This is a genomic window from Ruegeria sp. CDSC081 (assembly GCF_059610485.1).
In genome coordinates, this window is record NZ_JBXWNS010000008.1 from 86,775 (window position 1) to 104,796 (window position 18,022).

At 57.4% G+C, this 18,022-nt stretch carries 19 protein-coding genes; 10 read left to right on the forward strand and 9 right to left on the reverse strand.

Annotated elements, in window-relative coordinates:
• The first annotated feature begins 160 nt into the window (after positions 1-160).
• Positions 161-898: a response regulator transcription factor gene (locus tag AC2FH9_RS15425; RefSeq protein WP_496872114.1), complete on the forward strand. Its 738-nt coding sequence runs from the start codon at positions 161-163 to the stop codon at positions 896-898.
• A complete protein-coding gene (locus AC2FH9_RS15430; RefSeq protein WP_496791230.1) occupies positions 895-2,346 on the forward strand; it encodes a sensor histidine kinase in 1,452 nt (483 codons plus the stop codon). Before AC2FH9_RS15425 ends, AC2FH9_RS15430 begins: the two co-directional genes overlap by 4 nt.
• Before the next feature lie 4 nt (positions 2,347-2,350).
• On the opposite strand, the gene fliP is transcribed toward AC2FH9_RS15430, so the two are convergent.
• Genes fliP through fliF form a run of 4 tightly spaced genes read right to left on the reverse strand, consistent with a single transcriptional unit; the run spans position 2,351 to position 5,541 of the window.
• Positions 2,351-3,079 (reverse strand): flagellar type III secretion system pore protein FliP, encoded by a 729-nt coding sequence (fliP, locus tag AC2FH9_RS15435; RefSeq protein ID WP_496692770.1) that lies wholly within the window; start codon positions 3,077-3,079, stop codon positions 2,351-2,353.
• Positions 3,079-3,366: a FliM/FliN family flagellar motor switch protein gene (locus AC2FH9_RS15440; RefSeq protein ID WP_271952383.1), complete on the reverse strand. Its 288-nt coding sequence runs from the start codon at positions 3,364-3,366 to the stop codon at positions 3,079-3,081. Before AC2FH9_RS15440 ends, fliP begins: the two co-directional genes overlap by 1 nt.
• The gene (locus tag AC2FH9_RS15445; RefSeq protein ID WP_281995695.1) at positions 3,359-3,955 is read right to left on the reverse strand and encodes a FliH/SctL family protein; all 597 of its coding nucleotides are present in this window, start codon (positions 3,953-3,955) and stop codon (positions 3,359-3,361) included. The genes AC2FH9_RS15440 and AC2FH9_RS15445 overlap by 8 nt, the downstream gene beginning before the upstream one ends.
• Positions 3,955-5,541 (reverse strand): flagellar basal-body MS-ring/collar protein FliF, encoded by a 1,587-nt coding sequence (gene fliF / locus AC2FH9_RS15450; RefSeq protein ID WP_496872117.1) that lies wholly within the window; start codon positions 5,539-5,541, stop codon positions 3,955-3,957. The genes AC2FH9_RS15445 and fliF overlap by 1 nt, the downstream gene beginning before the upstream one ends.
• A gap of 119 nt (positions 5,542-5,660) precedes the next feature.
• Here fliF and AC2FH9_RS15455 point away from each other — a divergent pair, with 119 nt between their 5' ends.
• The 5 genes from AC2FH9_RS15455 to AC2FH9_RS15475 are packed head-to-tail and all read left to right on the forward strand — an operon-like array spanning position 5,661 to position 10,294.
• On the forward strand, positions 5,661-6,158 hold the full coding sequence (locus AC2FH9_RS15455; protein WP_496697845.1) for a flagellar basal body-associated FliL family protein: 498 nt from the start codon (positions 5,661-5,663) through the stop codon (positions 6,156-6,158).
• 9 nt (positions 6,159-6,167) lie between these two features.
• Positions 6,168-6,674, forward strand: coding sequence for a hypothetical protein (locus tag AC2FH9_RS15460; protein ID WP_496697847.1), 507 nt, complete (start codon positions 6,168-6,170; stop codon positions 6,672-6,674).
• Entirely contained in the window at positions 6,671-7,246 is a 576-nt protein-coding gene (locus tag AC2FH9_RS15465; protein WP_496872119.1) for a MotE family protein, read from the forward strand. Before AC2FH9_RS15460 ends, AC2FH9_RS15465 begins: the two co-directional genes overlap by 4 nt.
• Positions 7,247-7,292: 46 nt before the next feature.
• Positions 7,293-8,162: a flagellar motor stator protein MotA gene (gene motA, locus AC2FH9_RS15470; RefSeq protein ID WP_496872120.1), complete on the forward strand. Its 870-nt coding sequence runs from the start codon at positions 7,293-7,295 to the stop codon at positions 8,160-8,162.
• The gene (locus AC2FH9_RS15475) at positions 8,159-10,294 is read left to right on the forward strand and encodes a hypothetical protein (RefSeq protein ID WP_496697850.1); all 2,136 of its coding nucleotides are present in this window, start codon (positions 8,159-8,161) and stop codon (positions 10,292-10,294) included. Before motA ends, AC2FH9_RS15475 begins: the two co-directional genes overlap by 4 nt.
• A 122-nt stretch (positions 10,295-10,416) precedes the next feature.
• Here AC2FH9_RS15475 and betB read toward each other — a convergent pair whose 3' ends face one another.
• Positions 10,417-11,871, reverse strand: coding sequence for a betaine-aldehyde dehydrogenase (betB, locus tag AC2FH9_RS15480; protein ID WP_496872123.1), 1,455 nt, complete (start codon positions 11,869-11,871; stop codon positions 10,417-10,419).
• A 166-nt stretch (positions 11,872-12,037) separates the two neighbouring features.
• Here betB and AC2FH9_RS15485 point away from each other — a divergent pair, with 166 nt between their 5' ends.
• Positions 12,038-12,367 carry a hypothetical protein gene (locus AC2FH9_RS15485; RefSeq protein WP_496690257.1) on the forward strand — a complete coding sequence of 110 codons (330 nt, stop codon included), beginning with the start codon at positions 12,038-12,040 and terminating at the stop codon, positions 12,365-12,367.
• Between the two features lie 13 nt (positions 12,368-12,380).
• Here AC2FH9_RS15485 and AC2FH9_RS15490 read toward each other — a convergent pair whose 3' ends face one another.
• Positions 12,381-12,884, reverse strand: coding sequence for a potassium channel family protein (locus AC2FH9_RS15490; RefSeq protein ID WP_281973307.1), 504 nt, complete (start codon positions 12,882-12,884; stop codon positions 12,381-12,383).
• A gap of 73 nt (positions 12,885-12,957) precedes the next feature.
• Positions 12,958-13,863 carry an oxygen-dependent tRNA uridine(34) hydroxylase TrhO gene (gene trhO / locus AC2FH9_RS15495; protein ID WP_496750647.1) on the reverse strand — a complete coding sequence of 302 codons (906 nt, stop codon included), beginning with the start codon at positions 13,861-13,863 and terminating at the stop codon, positions 12,958-12,960.
• A gap of 96 nt (positions 13,864-13,959) precedes the next feature.
• Here trhO and pncA point away from each other — a divergent pair, with 96 nt between their 5' ends.
• A complete protein-coding gene (pncA, locus tag AC2FH9_RS15500; RefSeq protein WP_496697857.1) occupies positions 13,960-14,553 on the forward strand; it encodes a bifunctional nicotinamidase/pyrazinamidase in 594 nt (197 codons plus the stop codon).
• On the opposite strand, the gene AC2FH9_RS15505 is transcribed toward pncA, so the two are convergent.
• A complete protein-coding gene (locus AC2FH9_RS15505) occupies positions 14,550-15,083 on the reverse strand; it encodes a hypothetical protein (protein WP_281973310.1) in 534 nt (177 codons plus the stop codon). The two genes, pncA and AC2FH9_RS15505, sit on opposite strands and share 4 nt — an antisense overlap.
• 165 nt (positions 15,084-15,248) lie before the next feature.
• On the opposite strand from AC2FH9_RS15505, the gene pncB reads away from it, so the two are divergent.
• On the forward strand, positions 15,249-16,541 hold the full coding sequence (pncB, locus tag AC2FH9_RS15510; RefSeq protein ID WP_142638615.1) for a nicotinate phosphoribosyltransferase: 1,293 nt from the start codon (positions 15,249-15,251) through the stop codon (positions 16,539-16,541).
• Between the two features lie 3 nt (positions 16,542-16,544).
• On the opposite strand, the gene AC2FH9_RS15515 is transcribed toward pncB, so the two are convergent.
• Positions 16,545-17,996, reverse strand: a complete 1,452-nt coding sequence (locus AC2FH9_RS15515) for an aldehyde dehydrogenase family protein (protein WP_496678430.1) — start codon at positions 17,994-17,996, stop codon at positions 16,545-16,547.
• Positions 17,997-18,022: the final 26 nt, after the last annotated feature.

Below are 18,022 nucleotides of genomic sequence, written 5' to 3' on the forward strand. Positions count from 1 at the left end.
GTGTCCCTATCTGAGTCTGACAACGCTAAATCCGGGCCAATACCCGGGAATGGCGCAAATTTTCACCGCTTTTGTTACAGCGTGTTACGTTAGCATTGAATCTGTTTCCGTTCGTTACAATGGACGAAGTTTGGGGCCAGAGAACAGGAGGACGAACACTGTGAGCATTCCGCGGCTGTTGGTGGTGGATGACGACCCTGAAATGCGGTCGATGATGACCCAGTTCCTGCAACAGAATGGCTTCATTGCGCTGCCCGCCAGTTCCGAAAGCGAAATCCGCGCCCATCTCAAGTCGGGTCGGATCGACCTGATTCTGTTAGATGTGATGCTGGGGGATGAAAACGGCGTTGATATCTGTGCCCGCCTGCGGGCCGAACAGGACGTGCCGATCATTCTGGTCTCGGCCTTGTCCGCCGATCATCAACGCATGGCCGGGTATGAGGTGGGCGCCGACGATTACATCGCCAAGCCTTTTAATCCGCAACTGATGCTGGCTCGCGTACGCGCCGTCATGCAACGGGCGCGTCGTACACCTTCGCTTGCCTATCGCCGCCGCACCCGCTCCTTTAGGTTTGACGGCTGGCTCTATGACGGCAAACGGGACGAAGTGCATTCGCCCGACGGATATCTGGTATCCCTGTCGCAGCGAGAAACAGCAATGCTCAAGGTTTTTCTGGCCAACCCGCATATTCCCCTGACCCGGGATGAAATCGCCGCGGCCCTGGATGTAACAGGCGCTAATGACAAGAGCGAAGGCCAGGGACGCGCCATCGACATGCTGGTCGGGCGGCTGCGATCCAAGATCGAAGCCAACCCCAAAAACCCGCAAATGCTGAAGACCGAACGCGGTGTGGGCTATATCTTTGCCGCAGAGGTGTCTGTGGACGAAACCGCATGACCGTCCGCGCCACGCGCCTGCGCAGCCTGGGCTGGATCTGGACCTGCGCCGCTTTTACCTCGGGGTTGCTGGCCGCAGGCCTTTGGTTCGCCTCGGCCCGGGCATGGCAGGAATTCCAGACCCGTGCATATGTTGCCGGGTTCGCTATTTACGAGGATTTGCGCATCGGTAAATCCCCACCGCCAGGCATCTCCATCGTACCATTGCCGCCCAAAGCAGCCAGCCTGGCGGATGCCGGGCAGTTTGAGCAACTTCCCGGGTTTTCGGATCGCAGCTTTGTCACCAACCTGTCGATCCTGACTGACAGCTCAGCACCCGTTTCAGGCCGAGAGCTGACGCTGGCTGTGATGTCAGACCGGCTAGTTTACCCGGTGTCCGACATCCTCTCCGGCATCGACCAGACCGGCCCTGAGAAAATGGGCAACCTGACCCGGCTTTTGGCGACCTATTGCAGCGAACCCATACTGATCGCCCGCTATGGGCGCGGCGCATGGCAACAGGTGGACGGGACAGATATCTGGGGATGCCGTGCAGCCCCAACTGACCTGCGTCTGCCCACAATTCTGGTCGCCATTGTCGCGCTGGCGGTGATCCTGACTTCGGTCGGCAATGTATCGGACAGTTTCACCCGGTTTTCGACTGCCCTGCGCGACCGCAAAAGGCGGGGCGGGCCGAACAGTTATGAGGCCGATGGCCCGGCCGAACTGCGCGACATCGTCTCTGCCGTGAACGAGCATCTGGACGCAGAGCGCATGCAACTGGAAAAGCGCGCCACTGTTTTATCGGGTGTCAGCCACGATCTGGGCACCCCGGCCACCCGCGTCCGGCTGCGCGCCGCATTGATCCCGGATGCCGAGCTGCGCGAAAAGCTTGAGGCCGATGTCGATCAGATGACCGGCATGATCGAAAGCGTTCTGACCTACACAAGGTCCGAGCTGAGCATAGAGGAACCGCGGCAGATTTCACTGACGTCGCTGGTCGAGGCTCTGGTCGCGGACTATCAGGATATGGGACTGCCGGTGACCCTGAAAAAGCTGGCCCCAGTGGCGGTACAGGGCGGCACGTCCGTTTTCATGTCGCGCCGAGGGCATGGATCCCTGCCCGAGACCCGGAGAATGCTGGTCGTCGGCAGGCCAATTTCGCTGAAGCGCGCCCTGACCAACCTGATCGACAATGCGCTGAAATATGGGCGCCATGCCGAGGTTCAGCTGGAAACCGATGCCAAAATAGCAACCATCACCGTTGAGGACAAAGGGGCCGATCTGTCCGTCTCGGATATCGAAGCCCTGATGGCCCCGTTCCGGCGCGGGTCAAACACCGGGTCTTCGGATGGGTTTGGTCTGGGTCTGACAATCGCGGCGACAATCGCAGAACAGCATGGCGGCACCCTCAGTTTCGAAGCCGGAGAGCAAGGCCTGCGCGCACGTCTGCAGATCACCAGGCAGTGACGATTCATGTCATATAGCTACGCACCAGCGCGCTTGCGATCAGCGACCAGCCGTCGGCGATGACAAAGAAGGCTAGTTTGAACGGCAGCGACACTGTTGCAGGCGGAACCATCATCATCCCCATCGACATCAGCACAGCGGCCACCACAAGATCAATGATCAGAAACGGCAGGAAGATCAGAAACCCGATCTGAAAGGCCCGCGCTATCTCAGAGAGCATGAAAGACGGCATCAAGATCGACAAGGGTGCCTCGGCCGACAAGGAAACCGTATCACCCCCGGGTCGCAATGCTGCCATGGCGTGGAAAGTATCCGGATCAACTCGCCCTGCCATAAAGGCACGAAACGGCTGCAACGCGCGCTCCAACGCTGGTTCGACCTCCATCGTTTCTTCGACCATGGGGCGAATACCTGTGGTCCAGGCCTCCGAAAAGACCGGCTCCATGATGAAATAGGTCAGAAACAGTGCGAGGCTGACGATCAGCATGTTGGGGGGGGATTGCTGCAATCCGATCCCTTGCCGCAAGATGGCCAGAACGGTGATCAGGAACGGGAAACAGGTGATCATTATCGCCAGCCCAGGCGCGAGGCTGAGCACGGTAATAAGCAAAATCAACTGAATGGTGCGCGCGGAAATCGACCCGCCTTCGCCCAGTGACAGCGACACCTCTTGCGCGGCGGCCAGAGACGGCGTCAGCGTCAGCAGCACCGCCACCCAAAACAGGAAACGCATTACCCGATCCCGTTCTGCAGATCCGCGATTTCGGTTAGGCGCACGGCCAGTTGCCCGGCTTGATCACCCTCCATCTCTTCCAGCAGACCGCGCGCCACCAGTTGATCGCCAACATATAGGTCCACAGGATCTTCGATCCGTTTGTCCAGGGTGAGAACAGCGTTTTCCCCCATATTCAGCAGATCTCGGATTAGCGGGCGCGCCCGACCGACTGACACGGTTACCTCGATCGGAACGGAATCAAACGGGCTGGCTTTTTCGGGTTTGGGGGATTGCGGGTCACTCATTGTTCAATGCCTCTTTTGCCTCATACACGTAAGCGTCAAATGCTGAACGGATTGTCTCTAGCAAGGCGCTGCTATCCACCTCTCGCTGCGAGGTACCAACCTGCAGACGTGCCTGACCGGCCCCAAGAGACGGGTCCTCGACAACGCGGGTCGGGGTGGCCAATTCGGGGGGCAACAGCCCTTCGACAACACTCACGAACCCCGAAGGCACAAAGATTTGCATCGGTTGGCCAATCTGTTCACCGGCCATTTCTGTAAGCTGTTCGACCAGCCGCGTGGCCTGCCCCCGATCCAGGGTGTTCGGCAACACCAGATTGACGAGGCTCTGGAACATGGGCTCCAACGACATTGTCATCCGGCTCGTTGCCTCATGATAAGTAAAGGACATATCCTCGAGCGCGCGGGCAAGGTTGTCTGATACCTTTCCACGACCCTGTTCCTGGGCCTGAAGGGCATCGTCCCATCCGGCGCTATAGCCGTGTTCGAAGGCACCAAGCCGCTGTTCTTCCAGCGCCTCTTCGTCCAGTAAATGAACTTTGCCGCCGCCTGCCTGTACAGTGAAATCCTCAAGAAGATGAGCTATCGACATCACGCACGCTCCTCACTTTCTTCAAGCCAGCTGCGCAGAATTTCCACGGTTTCCTCCTGCTTGTCGCCGATCATGGCGCGCAGCCGATCAACCGGATCAGCGCCTGGATTTGCCGCCAATGCCGGCACGTCTGCTGGGGCGTACCCCGGAATGGCGGCGAATTGCCCGCCCTCTTCGGTCGCGATCTCACCGGTCAGAACCGCCTCGGGCTCTGGCGGTGTTCCCGCCGGCAAAAGGGCGGGGGCAAGGGCCGGTTTCATCAGGATCGGGCGGATCACGAACAATCCCAGAACCAGCATCACGATCGCCAGAACGGCCATTTGGACCAGTGACATCGCGTCAAAATGAACCTGCTGCCAGATCGAAGACGAAACCACAGTTCCGCCAGGCTCTACTGCGGGCAGATCCAGCGATTTCAGGGTGATGACGTCGCCACGTTCGGCATCGAACCCAACGGCCGAGGCCACAAGCTCTCCCAATGCGTCAAGCTCGGTCTGGGGCAATGGCGCAAAGCTTTCTGCACCCGAGGCATCAACCGAGCGCGTTCCATTTACCAGAACCGCAACGGTCAGACGCTTGATCGCCCCGGGTGCGGTATGAACCTCTAACTCAGTCTCGGATACTTCATAGTTGACCCGCTCCCGCGTCTGTGTGGCATTTGAATTGGTTGCGTCCCCGCCTGCGCCGTCGCCATCGGGCAGGTTCGACGCCACCGTGACATCGGACGGTTGGTTCCGGGCGCTGTCAGACCGTTCCTCGACATCGGTGCTGATGGCCACGCGCCCCTTAGGATCAAAGCGCCTTTCACGGATGGATTCGGTTTTAGTGACCGTATCAACACTGACCTCAACGACTGCATTTCCGGTACCTACTCGGGCCTCAATCAGACGCAGGACCCGTTCGCGCAGCTGGCGCGACTTGTCATCCGCGGTATCTGCTGCCACCGCAGTCTCTTTTGCGCCAATGACCGCACCATTGGAATCAATCACCGCCACATTCTCGGGTGCGAGGCCGCTGACGGCAGAAGAGACCAGAAAACGGATCGCCTTGGCCTGATCCGAAGTGATATCCGCACCCGAGGACACCAGATAGACCGAAGCCGTCGGCGCGACACTGCGCTGAAACGGATTCGTCGACCCGTTGGCAATATGCACGCGCGCCTGACTTATGTGAGGGCTGCCGACAATCGTGCGTGCAAGCTCACCCTCTTTCGCACGCCAATAGGCCGCATCGAACATTTGCGAGGTGGTGCCAAAGCCGCTGAGTGAATCCAAAAGCTCATACCCTCGGTTTCCGTTCGCAGGCAGGCCTTCGCTGGCCAACGTCATACGCAATTCGTCCCGCTGCGAGCCGGGCACGTAAATCGAACCGCCCCGAATCTCATACTGTACGCCGCGCTGATCCAGTGATCGAACGATATCCCCCGCCGCGCCGCTTTCCAGCCCGGCATAGAGTAGGGTCATCGACGGCGCCGTCGCCAACCGCGACATCGCAAGGACCCCCAAAAAGACCAGCACGACTGCACCGGCGACAATGATTTGCTTTCGCCTGTCCAAACTTGCCCAGACAGTTCCGATCTGCTGCACGCTCACCTCCGACTCGCCGACATTCTGCCCGGCGCATCCCCTGTTTGGACGATTGCCCTTAACAATCGGTTAGTCCCTGCCGGGTTATGACATCCCCAGACTGAATGAATGAGGACGTCATGACTGACGCGACTGCAGAACAGGCAGAAGCCCCGGAAAAATCGGGGAAAAAGGGACTGATCATAGGGGTGATTCTGGCCGTTGCCGGGGCTGCGGGCGGGTATTTCCTGACCACTTCTGGACTGCTGCCATTTGGCGGCCAACCAGCCGCGGAAGACGCCAAGGAAAAAGACAAAGGGACCGAGGTTAAAACCCTGCCCGAGGTTGGTTTTATCGACCTGCCGGCGGTGATCGTCTCGGTCAATGCCGGCGATTCGCGGCATCTGAAATTCCACGCCCAGCTTGAGGTGAACAGCAACTACGTCTCGGATGTCGAGAAGATGAAGCCTCGAATCATGGATGTTCTGAACGGGTATCTGCGGGCGGTCGAAGTGTCGGATCTGGAGGATTCGCTCGCACTGATGCGCATTCGCGGTCACCTTTTGCGTCGCATTGGAATCGTCGTCGGGGAAGGGCGCGTGCGCGATGTCCTCGTGATGGAATTCGTATTGAATTAGGAGGCCGAGATGGAGCTGATTGCAGATATTTTGCTGGTCGCAGGTGCGCTGGGCGCGGGTCTTTACTGTTTTGTGCTGTCCCGTCGGTTAAAGCGGTTCACTAATCTGGAACAAGGTGTCGGTGGCGCGGTCGCTGTCCTGTCATCCCAGGCGGATGAGCTGAAGAAATCGCTTGATTCGGCACGAACTGCTTCGGACCAGTCGGGCCTTGTACTTGAGGCACTGACCCAAAGGGCGGAATCGGTTGCTCAGCGGCTCGAACTGATGATGGCTTCGATGCATGATGTCATTCCGGCCGAAGAACCCGCCAATGACATCAAGGTTGAAGATCCCAAGCCGCAAGAACCCAAGGCCGAGGAACCAACGACCGATCCTGAGCCTGAAGAGGTTCCAATCGAGGCGGTGGAAAAGCCAGAGGATCCTACGGCGTCCAAATTTGAGGACACTCAGGAAAAACGCCCGGGCGGGCTGATGTTTTTCCGCCACGACCGCAATAGCGGAGAGGCCGCGACATGAGCGGACACATTGAAGAGAAACGACCAAGAAGCGGTGTCCTGACAGTTATTTCACTGTTGATGCTTGGGTCAGCCGCGATTCGGCTGGGGTTTGAGGCTGCACCAGCCCTGGCAAAAGGGGCCGAGCAGGCAGAAGCAAAGTCGAAAGAGACCCCAGCAGAGCTGCCCGGAGCCCGGATACTGCTGACCGAATTGCTGCGGCGCGAAGAAGCGTTGAAAAAACGCGAAGCCACAGCCATTGATCGGGAAAAGGCGCTCGCCATTGCCGATGAGGCCATTGAGACCCGCCTGGCCGCCCTGCAGCAGGCCGAAGAGGCGCTGCGTGAGACGCTGGCCATTGCAGAAAAAGCGGCTGAGACAGACCTGACGCGCCTGACGGATGTCTATCAGAACATGAAGCCGAAAGACGCGGCCGCCCTGTTTGAAACGATGGACCCGACCTTTGCCGCCGGATTCCTGTCACGGATGCCGCCCGATGCCGCAGCCGGTGTTTTGGCAGGCCTGAACCCCGGGGCTGCCTATACAATCAGCGTGATTATGGCCGGGCGAAACGCTTCGGCTCCGCAGGAGTAACCCCCATGATTTTCAACCCTGCATCGGAATTCGCCGGAGACCTCTTATGATCGGAATTGTCGGAATTGTTGTTATTTTCGTCATGGTGTTCGGCGGCTATTTGGCGGCTGGCGGGAAAATGACCATCATCATGAAATCCCTGCCGTTCGAAATGATGATGATTGGTGGCGCTGCGGTCGGCGCATTTATGATCAGCAATGACCTAAGCGCCGTGAAGCACACGATCAAGGATATGGCAAAAGTATTCAAAGGGCCGAAATGGAAACCGGATGACTACCGTGACCTGCTGTGCCTGTTGTTTTCGCTGATCCGTATCGCCAAGGCCAACCCGGTCGAGGTTGAACAGCATATCGAAGACCCTGAAAACTCGCCTCTGTTTTCGACTTATCCGAAAATTCAGGCCGACAAAGAAGCCGTCGATTTGATCAGCGACACGATGCGGGCTGCCTCTTTGAATTATGACGATCCCCACCAGGTCGAAGAGGTGCTGGAAAAGCGGATGGAGGCGAATTTTCACCACGCCATGCACTCTAGCCACGCGCTACAGACTGTTGCTGACGGCCTGCCCGCACTTGGAATTGTTGCGGCAGTTCTGGGCGTTATCAAAACGATGGGCTCGATTGATCAACCCCCAGAAGTGTTGGGAAAGCTGATCGGTGGCGCTTTGGTCGGGACGTTCCTGGGGGTCTTTCTGGCTTATGGGCTGGTCGGCCCATTTGCAGGAAAACTCAAATCCGTGGTGGAAGAAGACAATCACTTCTATCAGTTGATCAAAGAGGTTCTGGTTGCCAACCTGCACAACCACAACCCAGCCATGTGCATCGAAGTCGGACGGCAGAACACTCCCACCCATAACAGGCCGGGTTTCTCAGAACTTGAAGAGGCCTTGAAAGAGCTAAAGCAGGCAGCGGCATGATCCGATACGCCCTAATGGTTTCAGCGGCGCTTACGGCCGCTGGACAGGCTGGCGCGCGCGACATTTCTGTGCGATCGGGCGAGCATGACGGATATACGCGTCTTGTTGTGCAGGTGCCCCCGGGTACGGAATGGGGTCTGAAGCAAACGAAGAATGGCGCAAGACTCGACATAGCGCTTTTTGATGTCGAATTTCAGACCGGGGCAGTGTTTCAGCGGCTGTCGCAGAACCGTCTGTCTGCGATCTCACAGACCAACCCGGGTGATGCGTTAGAGATGGAATTCGGCTGCGACTGCTTTGCCACCGCATTTCTGCATCAAAACACGATGATCGTTGTGGATATTGCGCCGGGGGCAGCCCTTCCACCGATCAGCAGCGACATTCCACCCCCAACGCTGCCCAAAGCCGCTGTGGTAAACGCCCCGCTGCCCGGGCCACAGGCGCTTGATCCTCTGGTATTGCCGCTTTTGAATCTCAATGCGCAGGTATTTGAGGACCAGCTATCGACGCGATTGTTGCAGGGCGCTGACCGAGATCTGGTTGATCTTGAACTATCTCAGATTGGGCCCAGGAACTCGAATGGCAATCAATCGCTCGACATGCCACCGCGTATGGACCTGAACATCGCAGTTACGTCGGTACTGGACGATCTGGATGGCTTGCTGGGACCATCCATTCCACAACTGGAAAAGAAACCAGCCTGCTTTTCCAGCGCCGAGCTAGGCTTTGACAGCTGGTCCGATGGGCGCCTGTTCCCCGAACAGGTGGCAGAGCTGCGCACTGGCCTGTTTCAGGAGTTCGATCGCGTTGACAAAGAACGGGCCATGAAGCTTGCCAAGCTCTATGCGTATTTCGGCTTCGGTGCCGAGGCGGTTCGCAGCCTTGGCTGGATGGGTGAAGAGACGCCGGAAACGAACCGGATTTCTGCGATTGCCGCTGTTCTGGACAACCGGCCACTGAAAGGGTCAAATCCATTCCGCGACCTACAGCGTTGCGAAAGTGACGCCGCAATCTGGGCCGCTCTGACCGAGGGTAAGCTCGCCGAAGATGCCCAGATAAGGGTTATGGAACAATCGTTTGCGCGACTACCGGATCATCTGCGTCGGCAAGTCGGACCTATGCTGTCCGACATTTTCGTTGCAGCCCAAAAACTTGAAGCCGCGCGGCGCGTCTTGCGGGCTGTTGATCGCATCGAAACCAAACCCAGCCCCGGCGCGATTCAGGCCGAGGCCGGTGTTGCAAAGGCCGAAGGTAATCAGGAAAAATCCGAAACCTTGCTGAAAGACGTGGTGGGCAGCTCGGAAGCGGGGCTCGAAGCGCCTCTGGCACTGGCGCGACTGATTGAACAGCGGTGGGCGGAACGCGGGTCAGCCTCCGCCCGGGAGCTCGAACTTGCCGCATCTTATACGGTCGAATTGCGCCGATCTGAGATCGGCCCACTTATGCAACGTACATATGCGCTGGCGCTGAGTTTGGGCCAAGAGTTCGACCAATCTTTTGATCTGTTAGAAGATATTCCGAATTCAGCTGAAACGCTGGACCGGGCCGTTCAAGTACTGACTGCGCGCGCCGACGACGATACCTTTTTGCGGCGCATCTTCAACCTGCCCGAACCGATGGCACAATCGCTGACAACCGAAACCGCAATCTCCATTGCCGAAAGGTTGGCATCGCTGGGGTTTGCCCGTCCAACGCTATTTTGGTCCAACCGACCTCAGGACACTATCAGGCGAAAGGACCGAGCCCTTTTGCGCGCGCAGGCGGCATTGTTGTCCGGCCAGCCACACAAAGCCTTGCTGGAGTTAGGGGATGACCCCTCGGACAAGGCCATGTCACTGCGGGCCCAGGCCGATCTGGATATAGGTGAGTTTGAAAATGCAGGGCGGGTATTGTTGCAGTTTGACAGGGTGAACGAAGCAGAAAGATTGTTCTGGCTTTCTGATATGGAAGACGTCCCGCAGCCTGAGGCCGACCAAAAATTTGGACAGGTCAGGCGGGCGACTCTGGCATTAGCAGAACCTGTAACCAGGATTGAAGAACGACCATTGGCGGATGCAACTGCCCTGCTTGAAAACAGCGCCAACGCCCGAGAGAAAATCGCTCAGCTTCTCGCACTTGTGAGGGCGGACTGAAACGTCTGGGAAAAACTCAGGGTGGCCACTGAGTCAGGGCTGATCTCCTGACGAACCGCGGCATCCAATGCTCTGTTCCAGAGGGAAAACCCCATGAACAGAGCCTGAATTTTTGGATTTAGTCAGTAAGGTGCCTCGACGTCATTCATCGAGACATAGACCGTTTTCATCTCGCTGAAATGATTGATTGCCAATTTCGAGTTTTCCCGCCCGACCCCAGACATTTTTGACCCTCCAAACGGGGCTTCAACCGGTGCGAGGTTGTAAGTGTTGATATAGCAGGTGCCGGCCTCGAAAGCGGCCACAATACGATGGGCTCGGGTCAGATCTTTGGTGAACACACCGGCTGCCAGACCGAATTCGGTGTTATTGGCGCGGGCCATCACCTCTTCCTCGGTTTCGAAATCCAACACTGACATAACCGGGCCGAAGATTTCCTCGCGCGCGATGGCCATTTCATCGGTCACATCGGCAAAGACGGCGGGCTGAATGTAGAACCCGTCGCCTTCGATACGCGCACCGCCATAGACCAAACGCGCACCTTCTGCCTTGCCTTTTTCAACATAACCCAGAGCGATATTCATCTGGTTTTCGCTAACCATCGGACCGAAATTAACCTCTTCATCCATCGGGTCGCCGATTTTCACATTCGCCAGACGCTGGGACAGGCGATCGAGGAAGGCTTCTTTGATGCCTTTGTGTACAAAAACACGGGTGCCGTTGGAACAGACCTGACCCGAGGAGTAGAAATTCCCCAAAATGGCGCCAGACACGGCGTTTTCGATATCCGCATCGTCGAACACGATCATGGGGGACTTGCCGCCCAGTTCCATCGTGACATGCTTCATGCCATCGGCTGCTGCGGCATAAACCTTGCGCCCTGTCGGTACCGATCCGGTCAGCGAGACCTTGGCAACACGGGGGTCCGTCACAAGTGATGCGCCCACATCGCCATAACCCTGAATTACGTTATAGACACCCTTTGGTGCCCCGGCCACGACCAGGATTTCGGCCACTTGCAGAGCAGACAAGGGCGTGGTCTCGGAAGGCTTGAATACCATCGTGTTGCCGCAGGCCAAAGCAGGCGCGCCTTTCCAGCAGGCAATCTGGGTTGGATAGTTCCACGCGCCGATTCCGACGCAAACCCCAAGCGCCTCACGGATCGTATAGACGAAATCCCCACCACCCAGCGGGATATGCTCGCCGGTCAGCGAGGCCGCCAGACCTCCGAAATATTCCAACGCATCGGCTCCGCTAGTAGCGTCGGCAACCAACGTTTCCTGCAGCGGTTTTCCAGTATCGTGGGTTTCGATGATCGACAGATCACGATTGCGTTCGCGCATGATGTCCGCGGCGCGGCGCAGAACACGGCCCCTTTCGGTCCCAGACATCGCGGCCCAGTCTGCCTGTGCCGATTTTGCGTTGTTTAGAGCCTGATCTATGATCTGCGGAGTAGCAGAATGCAGCCGTGCGATCACTTCCCCTGTTGCAGGGTAGATCACGTCTATGGGTGCTCCGGTCGTATCGTCGACATATTCACCGTTGATGAAATGGCTCGCCTTGGGCTGAAATCTCATTGTGGGGATTCCCTGATCAGAAGCTGTTTCCTCCGCATCTATATTTTATTGACTCAGCAGTCAATAAAACTGATCCAAAGCGATTTCCTGCCAATTCCAACAGGCCGCGGCTTGAAATTTTCGGTTAATGTTCTATTTATGTTCTACATAGTCAGAGGATCAACCGTTGGCCCATTCATTGCGAAACGCCGCCCCGCACGGCCCGACAAACGACTATCACCTGCTGCCCGCCACCGATCGGCAGATACGCTATGCCCGCGCCATCGCGGAGCAAACTGCACTTGAGATCCCGGTCGAGGCACAGCGCGACCGTCAGTCCATGTCTGCCTGGATTTCCAAACACAAACCTGATGATCCCTCGCCATTTGCAAATTACCCGACCGGCAAGCAGGTTGCCTTTGCCGAACGTATCTCGCGCAGCAAACGCCGCCCAATCCCGTCGGAGTGTTTTCGCGACAAACAGATGATGTCGCGTTGGATAGATCAAAACAAATAGGCGAAATCAGAGCCTAATCCGGACTATGATTGCGGGCATACAACGCCACCGCCGCCGCGACGAACAGGCCCAGTAGGATATAGCCGGTCACCGCCTCGGCCACGGCCAGGGCGCGGCACAGCCCGGTTGGGGACATATCGCCGTACCCAACGGTGGTGAAGGTAACATAAGAAAAATACAGGATATCAGCGGGCCCTTGCGCCCCGATGACGCAATTATCCTGGTAGCCGAATGCGCCATAGGCAGCGGCGAACAGGAACGGAACGACCTGTATAAAGGACACACCCATCAAAAACAGAATGCGGCGCGGTGATTTCACCTGAGTCATATAAAACCAGGATTGAGACACCATCCACACAACCAGCCCCACAGAGGCGATCGTACCGATCGTGTCGCCTGCGGTGCCCTCGCTCAGACGGGACAGACCGAACCATGCGAGGAAACTGGCAACCACCATTGCGGCTGCCGCCAGCAGCGTTGATTTCCATTCTTCCAAGGTCGTGGGTTTTCGGGACATGGAACCTCCAACGCGCTGAAATCTCCGGGATTATCCGGTGGACTGTCCTGCGTGGCAACCAGATTTCAGAAAATCAGTCCGTGCCCAGATGTTCCTGTCCCCGCTGACGTGCCAGCAGGATCTGTTTTTGACGTTCCCGGAACCGGGTTTTGTCGACCTCAGAGGTTTCCTCTATGCATTGATGGCAGGATACGCCGTGTTCGTATTCGGCACGTTTCACATCCTCAGGCAGGATCGGGCGACGGCAGCCATGGCACAGGTTGTGCGGCCCTTCGACCAGCCCATGCCCAACGGATACGCGGTTGTCGAACACAAAGCATTCGCCCTGCCAGGTGCTGTTCTCGACGGGCATTTCCTCGAGATACCGCAGGATGCCACCTTTCAGGTGATAGACATCCTCGACCCCCTGACCCAACAGGTAATTGGTGGATTTCTCACACCGGATGCCACCCGTGCAGAACATCGCCACACGCTTATTGTGGAACCGGTCTTTGTTTTCTTCCCACCAGGTGGGGAATTCACGAAAACTGCTTGTTTCAGGGTCTAACGCGCCCTCAAACGTACCGATTGCCACCTCGTAATCATTTCGGGTGTCGATCACCACCACATCATCCGAGCGGATCAGATCATTCCAGTCTTCGGGCTCGACATAATTGCCGACACGGGCTTGCGGATCGATATCCGGTTGGCCCATGGTCACGATCTCTTTTTTCAGGCGTACCTTGATCTTGCCAAATGGCGGTTGGTCAGACGTGGCCTCTTTCAACTCCAGATCAGCACAGCCGGGCAGCGCACGGATATGGGCCAGAACCGCGTCAATGCCAGCCCGGGGTCCGGCAATAGTGCCATTGATCCCTTCCTGTGCCAGCAAGAGCGTCCCTTTGACCGATTGTGCGCGGCACAGCTCAAGCAAGGGCGCACGAAGGGCTTCGTGGTTGGCGAACCGGGTGAAATGATAGAGAGCAGCGATCGTATACATGCGGGCGGTCTAAACCCGCGCGGACAGAGTCGCAAGAGACCGGATTGACGCCCCTTGTCGCGCCCACTACCGATAACGCAACCGAAGGAGGTCCCCATGACCCATGCCCTTATTGTGATCGATGTTCAGAACGATTTCTGTCCCGGCGGTGCGTTGGCGGTTCCCGGCGGGGATGAGATCGTGGCTCCGATCAACGCGATGATGCCAGATTTTGACACGGTGATCCTGACTCAAGACTGGCACCCTGCGGGGCATTCGTCCTTTGCCAGCAGCGATGCGGGCAAAAACCCCTATGACATGACCGAGATGCCTTATGGGCCTCAGGTTTTGTGGCCAGATCACTGCGTGCAGGGAACAAATGGGGCAGCATTTCATGCGAACCTGCGTACGGATGGCGATCTGATCCTGCGCAAAGGGTTCCGCAGCAACATCGATAGCTATTCGGCGTTCTTTGAGAACGACCAGACCACGCCCACCGGGTTGGAAGGGTATCTGCGCACCCGTGAAATCGAGAGACTGACACTCGTCGGACTGGCCACGGATTTCTGCGTCTACTACTCTGCGGTTGACGCAGCGCGGCTGGGTTTCGACGTGTCAGTTCAGATGAGAGCCTGCCGGGCAATTAACCTGGATGGGTCATTGGCCTCGGCAGAGACCGCGATGAAAGATGCTGGCGTTCGGCTGATTTAAGGGGTTGCCCCCGCAGCCGCCAGATATTTGAGCAGCGCAAAGATAATCACCGCCAACCCCAAAGCAAACCCAACCCGGCCTGGTACAGTTCGGCGATTTGGTCCGGCCGATTCCGCCTGCTGTGGCCTGGGTTTCCACATTGGAACCTCTTTGGGCAACCCGGCGCGCGGCTTGGCGGCTTTTACATCGTTCATGAACTTCAGGAAATCAAACTCGCCGCAATATTCGCCTTTGACTCCCGTCGTCCGGATATTGTGAAACAAGGCTCGCAGAATGCGATCCCTGTCCGCCGTATCCTGTGGACGGTAATATCCATGGGTAATCTCGCTGCGCGTCGAATCCAGACCAAAACCGGCATCATGAAAAATTTTGCGTATTTTGGGTGACGCTGCCCGCAATGCATCGGCTGTTTTCACATTCCGAAACAGCGCACGCACTTTGCGTCCGTTTTGCGCCCCTGACGGGGTCGCCTCCGGATCGTTTTCCCCCGAAGCGATCGTTACAATATCAAAGTCGTACTCGAGAACCATTCACTAACTAAACCTCGACTATCCATCCCCCTCTTTCCACTAACCGGTGAAAAGACCCCACAATATGCTCGCATTGTGACTTGACCTTGTCATTGTCATCAATTTAGCGACTCTTGCCATTCCACGCACCTATTGATCTAACAACGGAAATCGCAGGAGTTCCCAATGGTCGATATTGCGACGCGAGTATACAATCACAAATGGAAGATTGACCCGATTGTCCGGTCTTTAATCGACACAGACTTCTACAAACTGCTGATGTGCCAGTCAGTGTTTCGAAATAAGCCCCAAACGGATGTGGTGTTTTCACTTATCAACCGGTCGAATCACATTCCATTGGCTGAATTGATTGATGAGGGAGAGCTGCGCGAACAACTGGACCACATTCGGTCACTCAGCCTGAGCCGGGGGGAAAGCACTTGGCTGCGCGGCAATACCTTCTATGGCAAACGTCAGATGTTCCGTTCGGATTTCATGGGGTGGTTCGAGAACCTGCGACTGCCGCCCTATCACCTTGAACGCAAAGGTGATCAGTACGAATTGACCTTTGAAGGCAAATGGCACGAGGTCATGCTGTGGGAAATTCCCGCATTGGCAGTCCTGATGGAGCTGCGATCCCGCTCGGTGCTGAATGCGATGCGGCGGTTCGAGCTACAAATTCTCTATGCTCGTGCGATGACCCGTGTATGGGAGAAAATCGAACATCTACGAGGGATTCAGGGGCTGGGCATCGCCGATTTCGGCACCAGACGGCGGCATTCCTTTCTATGGCAGGACTGGTGCGTCCAAGCCATGATCGAAGGTCTGGGCCCTGCATTTACCGGCACCTCGAACTGCCTGATCGCCATGCGGCGCGAGGTCGAGGCCATCGGCACCAATGCCCACGAGTTGCCCATGGTTTACTCTGCGCTGGCTGATACTGATGAGAAACTGGCGCAGGCACCCTATGACGTGCTTAGCGATTGGCACGAGGAACATGACGGCAACCTACGGATCATCCTGCCTGATACCTATGGCACCAAGGGTTTTCTGGACGACGCGCCAGATTGGTTGGCGGGATGGACCGGCATCAGAATCGACAGCGGTGATCCGGCAACCGGTGCAGAAACTGCGATCAAATGGTGGCAATCGCGCGGTGAGGATCCCAAACAGAAACGCGTGATCTTTTCTGACGGTCTGGATGTCGGCAAAATCCGCGAACTGCAAAGTCAGTTTGCAGGCCGCACCAAAGTATCCTTCGGCTGGGGCACGCTGCTGACCAATGATTTCAGAGGGCTGGTTCCCGATGACGCGCTGGCACCCTTCTCGTTGGTCTGCAAGGCGGTTTCGGCCAATGGTCGCCCGACGGTCAAACTGTCGGACAACCCGGAAAAAGCGATGGGTCCGGCAGATCAGATTGAGCGCTACAAGCGTGTCTTCGGCGTCGGGGTGCAACAGCCAATCGAGGTCATCGTTTAGGCCCTAACCATGGAACGCAGCTACCGTTTTCACCTGTGAGAACCCGTACAGCGCTTCGAACCCTTTTTCGCGACCATGGCCAGATTTCCCGACACCGCCAAAGGGCAGCTCCACACCGCCGCCAGCGCCGTAATTGTTGATAAACACCTGCCCCGACCGCAACTTCTTTGCCAGCCGCATCTGCCGCGCGCCATCGCGTGTCCAAATGCTGGCAACCAGCCCGTAATCGGTGGAGTTGGCGATCTGCAGGGCCTCTTCCTCGGTCTCAAAGGGGATCAGCACTTGGACTGGGCCGAAAATCTCATCCTGTGCCAAAACATGATCAGAGGGTACGTCGGCAAACAAGGTCGGTTGCACATAGGCGCCAGTCTCGGGTGCGTGACCAACAATCGGCCCCTGGCCCACGATATTCAGATCTGCGCCTTTGTCGATAAATCCGGTCACGATGTCCTTCTGACGTGCTGAAATCAGGGGCCCCAGGCGCAAATCTTCGGACGCGGGCCCAACAGTCAACTCGGAGTAGGCCGAGGCCATGCGCGATTTGACCTGCTCATACACTCCGCGTTGCACCAGAACGCGGGAGGAGGCCGAACAGGTCTGCCCTGCGTTCTGAACGCCCGCATTCACCAGAAACGGCAGGGCCGCATCCAGATCTGCATCGTCGAACACCAGCTGCGGGGATTTCCCGCCCAGCTCCAGCGTCACTGGCACCACGTTATGCCCAGCGGCCTGTTGCACCAACGCGCCGGTGGCAACGGAGCCGGTGAAGGACACATGCTGAATCCCCGGATGCGCCGACAGCGCCGCCCCGGCCTCGGCCCCCAGCCCCGGAACCACGTTCAAAGCACCCGCCGGCAACCCGGCCTGCTGCGCCAGATGGGCAAAGGCAAGCGCGGTCAAACAGGCCTCTTCCGCTGGTTTCAGCACACAGGCATTGCCCATTGCCAGCGCCGCCCCGACAGAGCGGCCGATGATCTGCATAGGATAATTCCACGGCACAATGTGGCCCGTCACACCATGCGGTTCACGCAGGGTATAGACGGTATAGCCATCCAGATAAGGGATCGTTTCGCCCATCACCTTATCCGCCGCGCCTCCGTAAAACTCACAATACCGCGCCAGTGCCACCGCATCGGCGCGCGCTTGTGTCAGGGGTTTGCCGACATCCATCGCCTCCAACGCAGCCAGATCATCGACACGTTCCAGCACCATCTGGCCCAATCGGGTCAGAATGCGGCCCCTCTCCAGTGCGGTTTTGCGGCCCCAGTCCCCATCCAGCGCCTTTTGCGCCGCGTTCACCGCAGCATCGATGTCATCAGCATCCCCGCGCGCGATCCGACATAGCTCGGACCCGTCCGACGGGTTGATCAGCGGCAAATCGGCCTGAGACGCAGGCCGCTGCCACGCGCCGCCAATCAGGCACAAGCTGGGATCGAACCACAGGGGATTGGTCATGTCAGGCTCCATTTCGTCTCTAACAT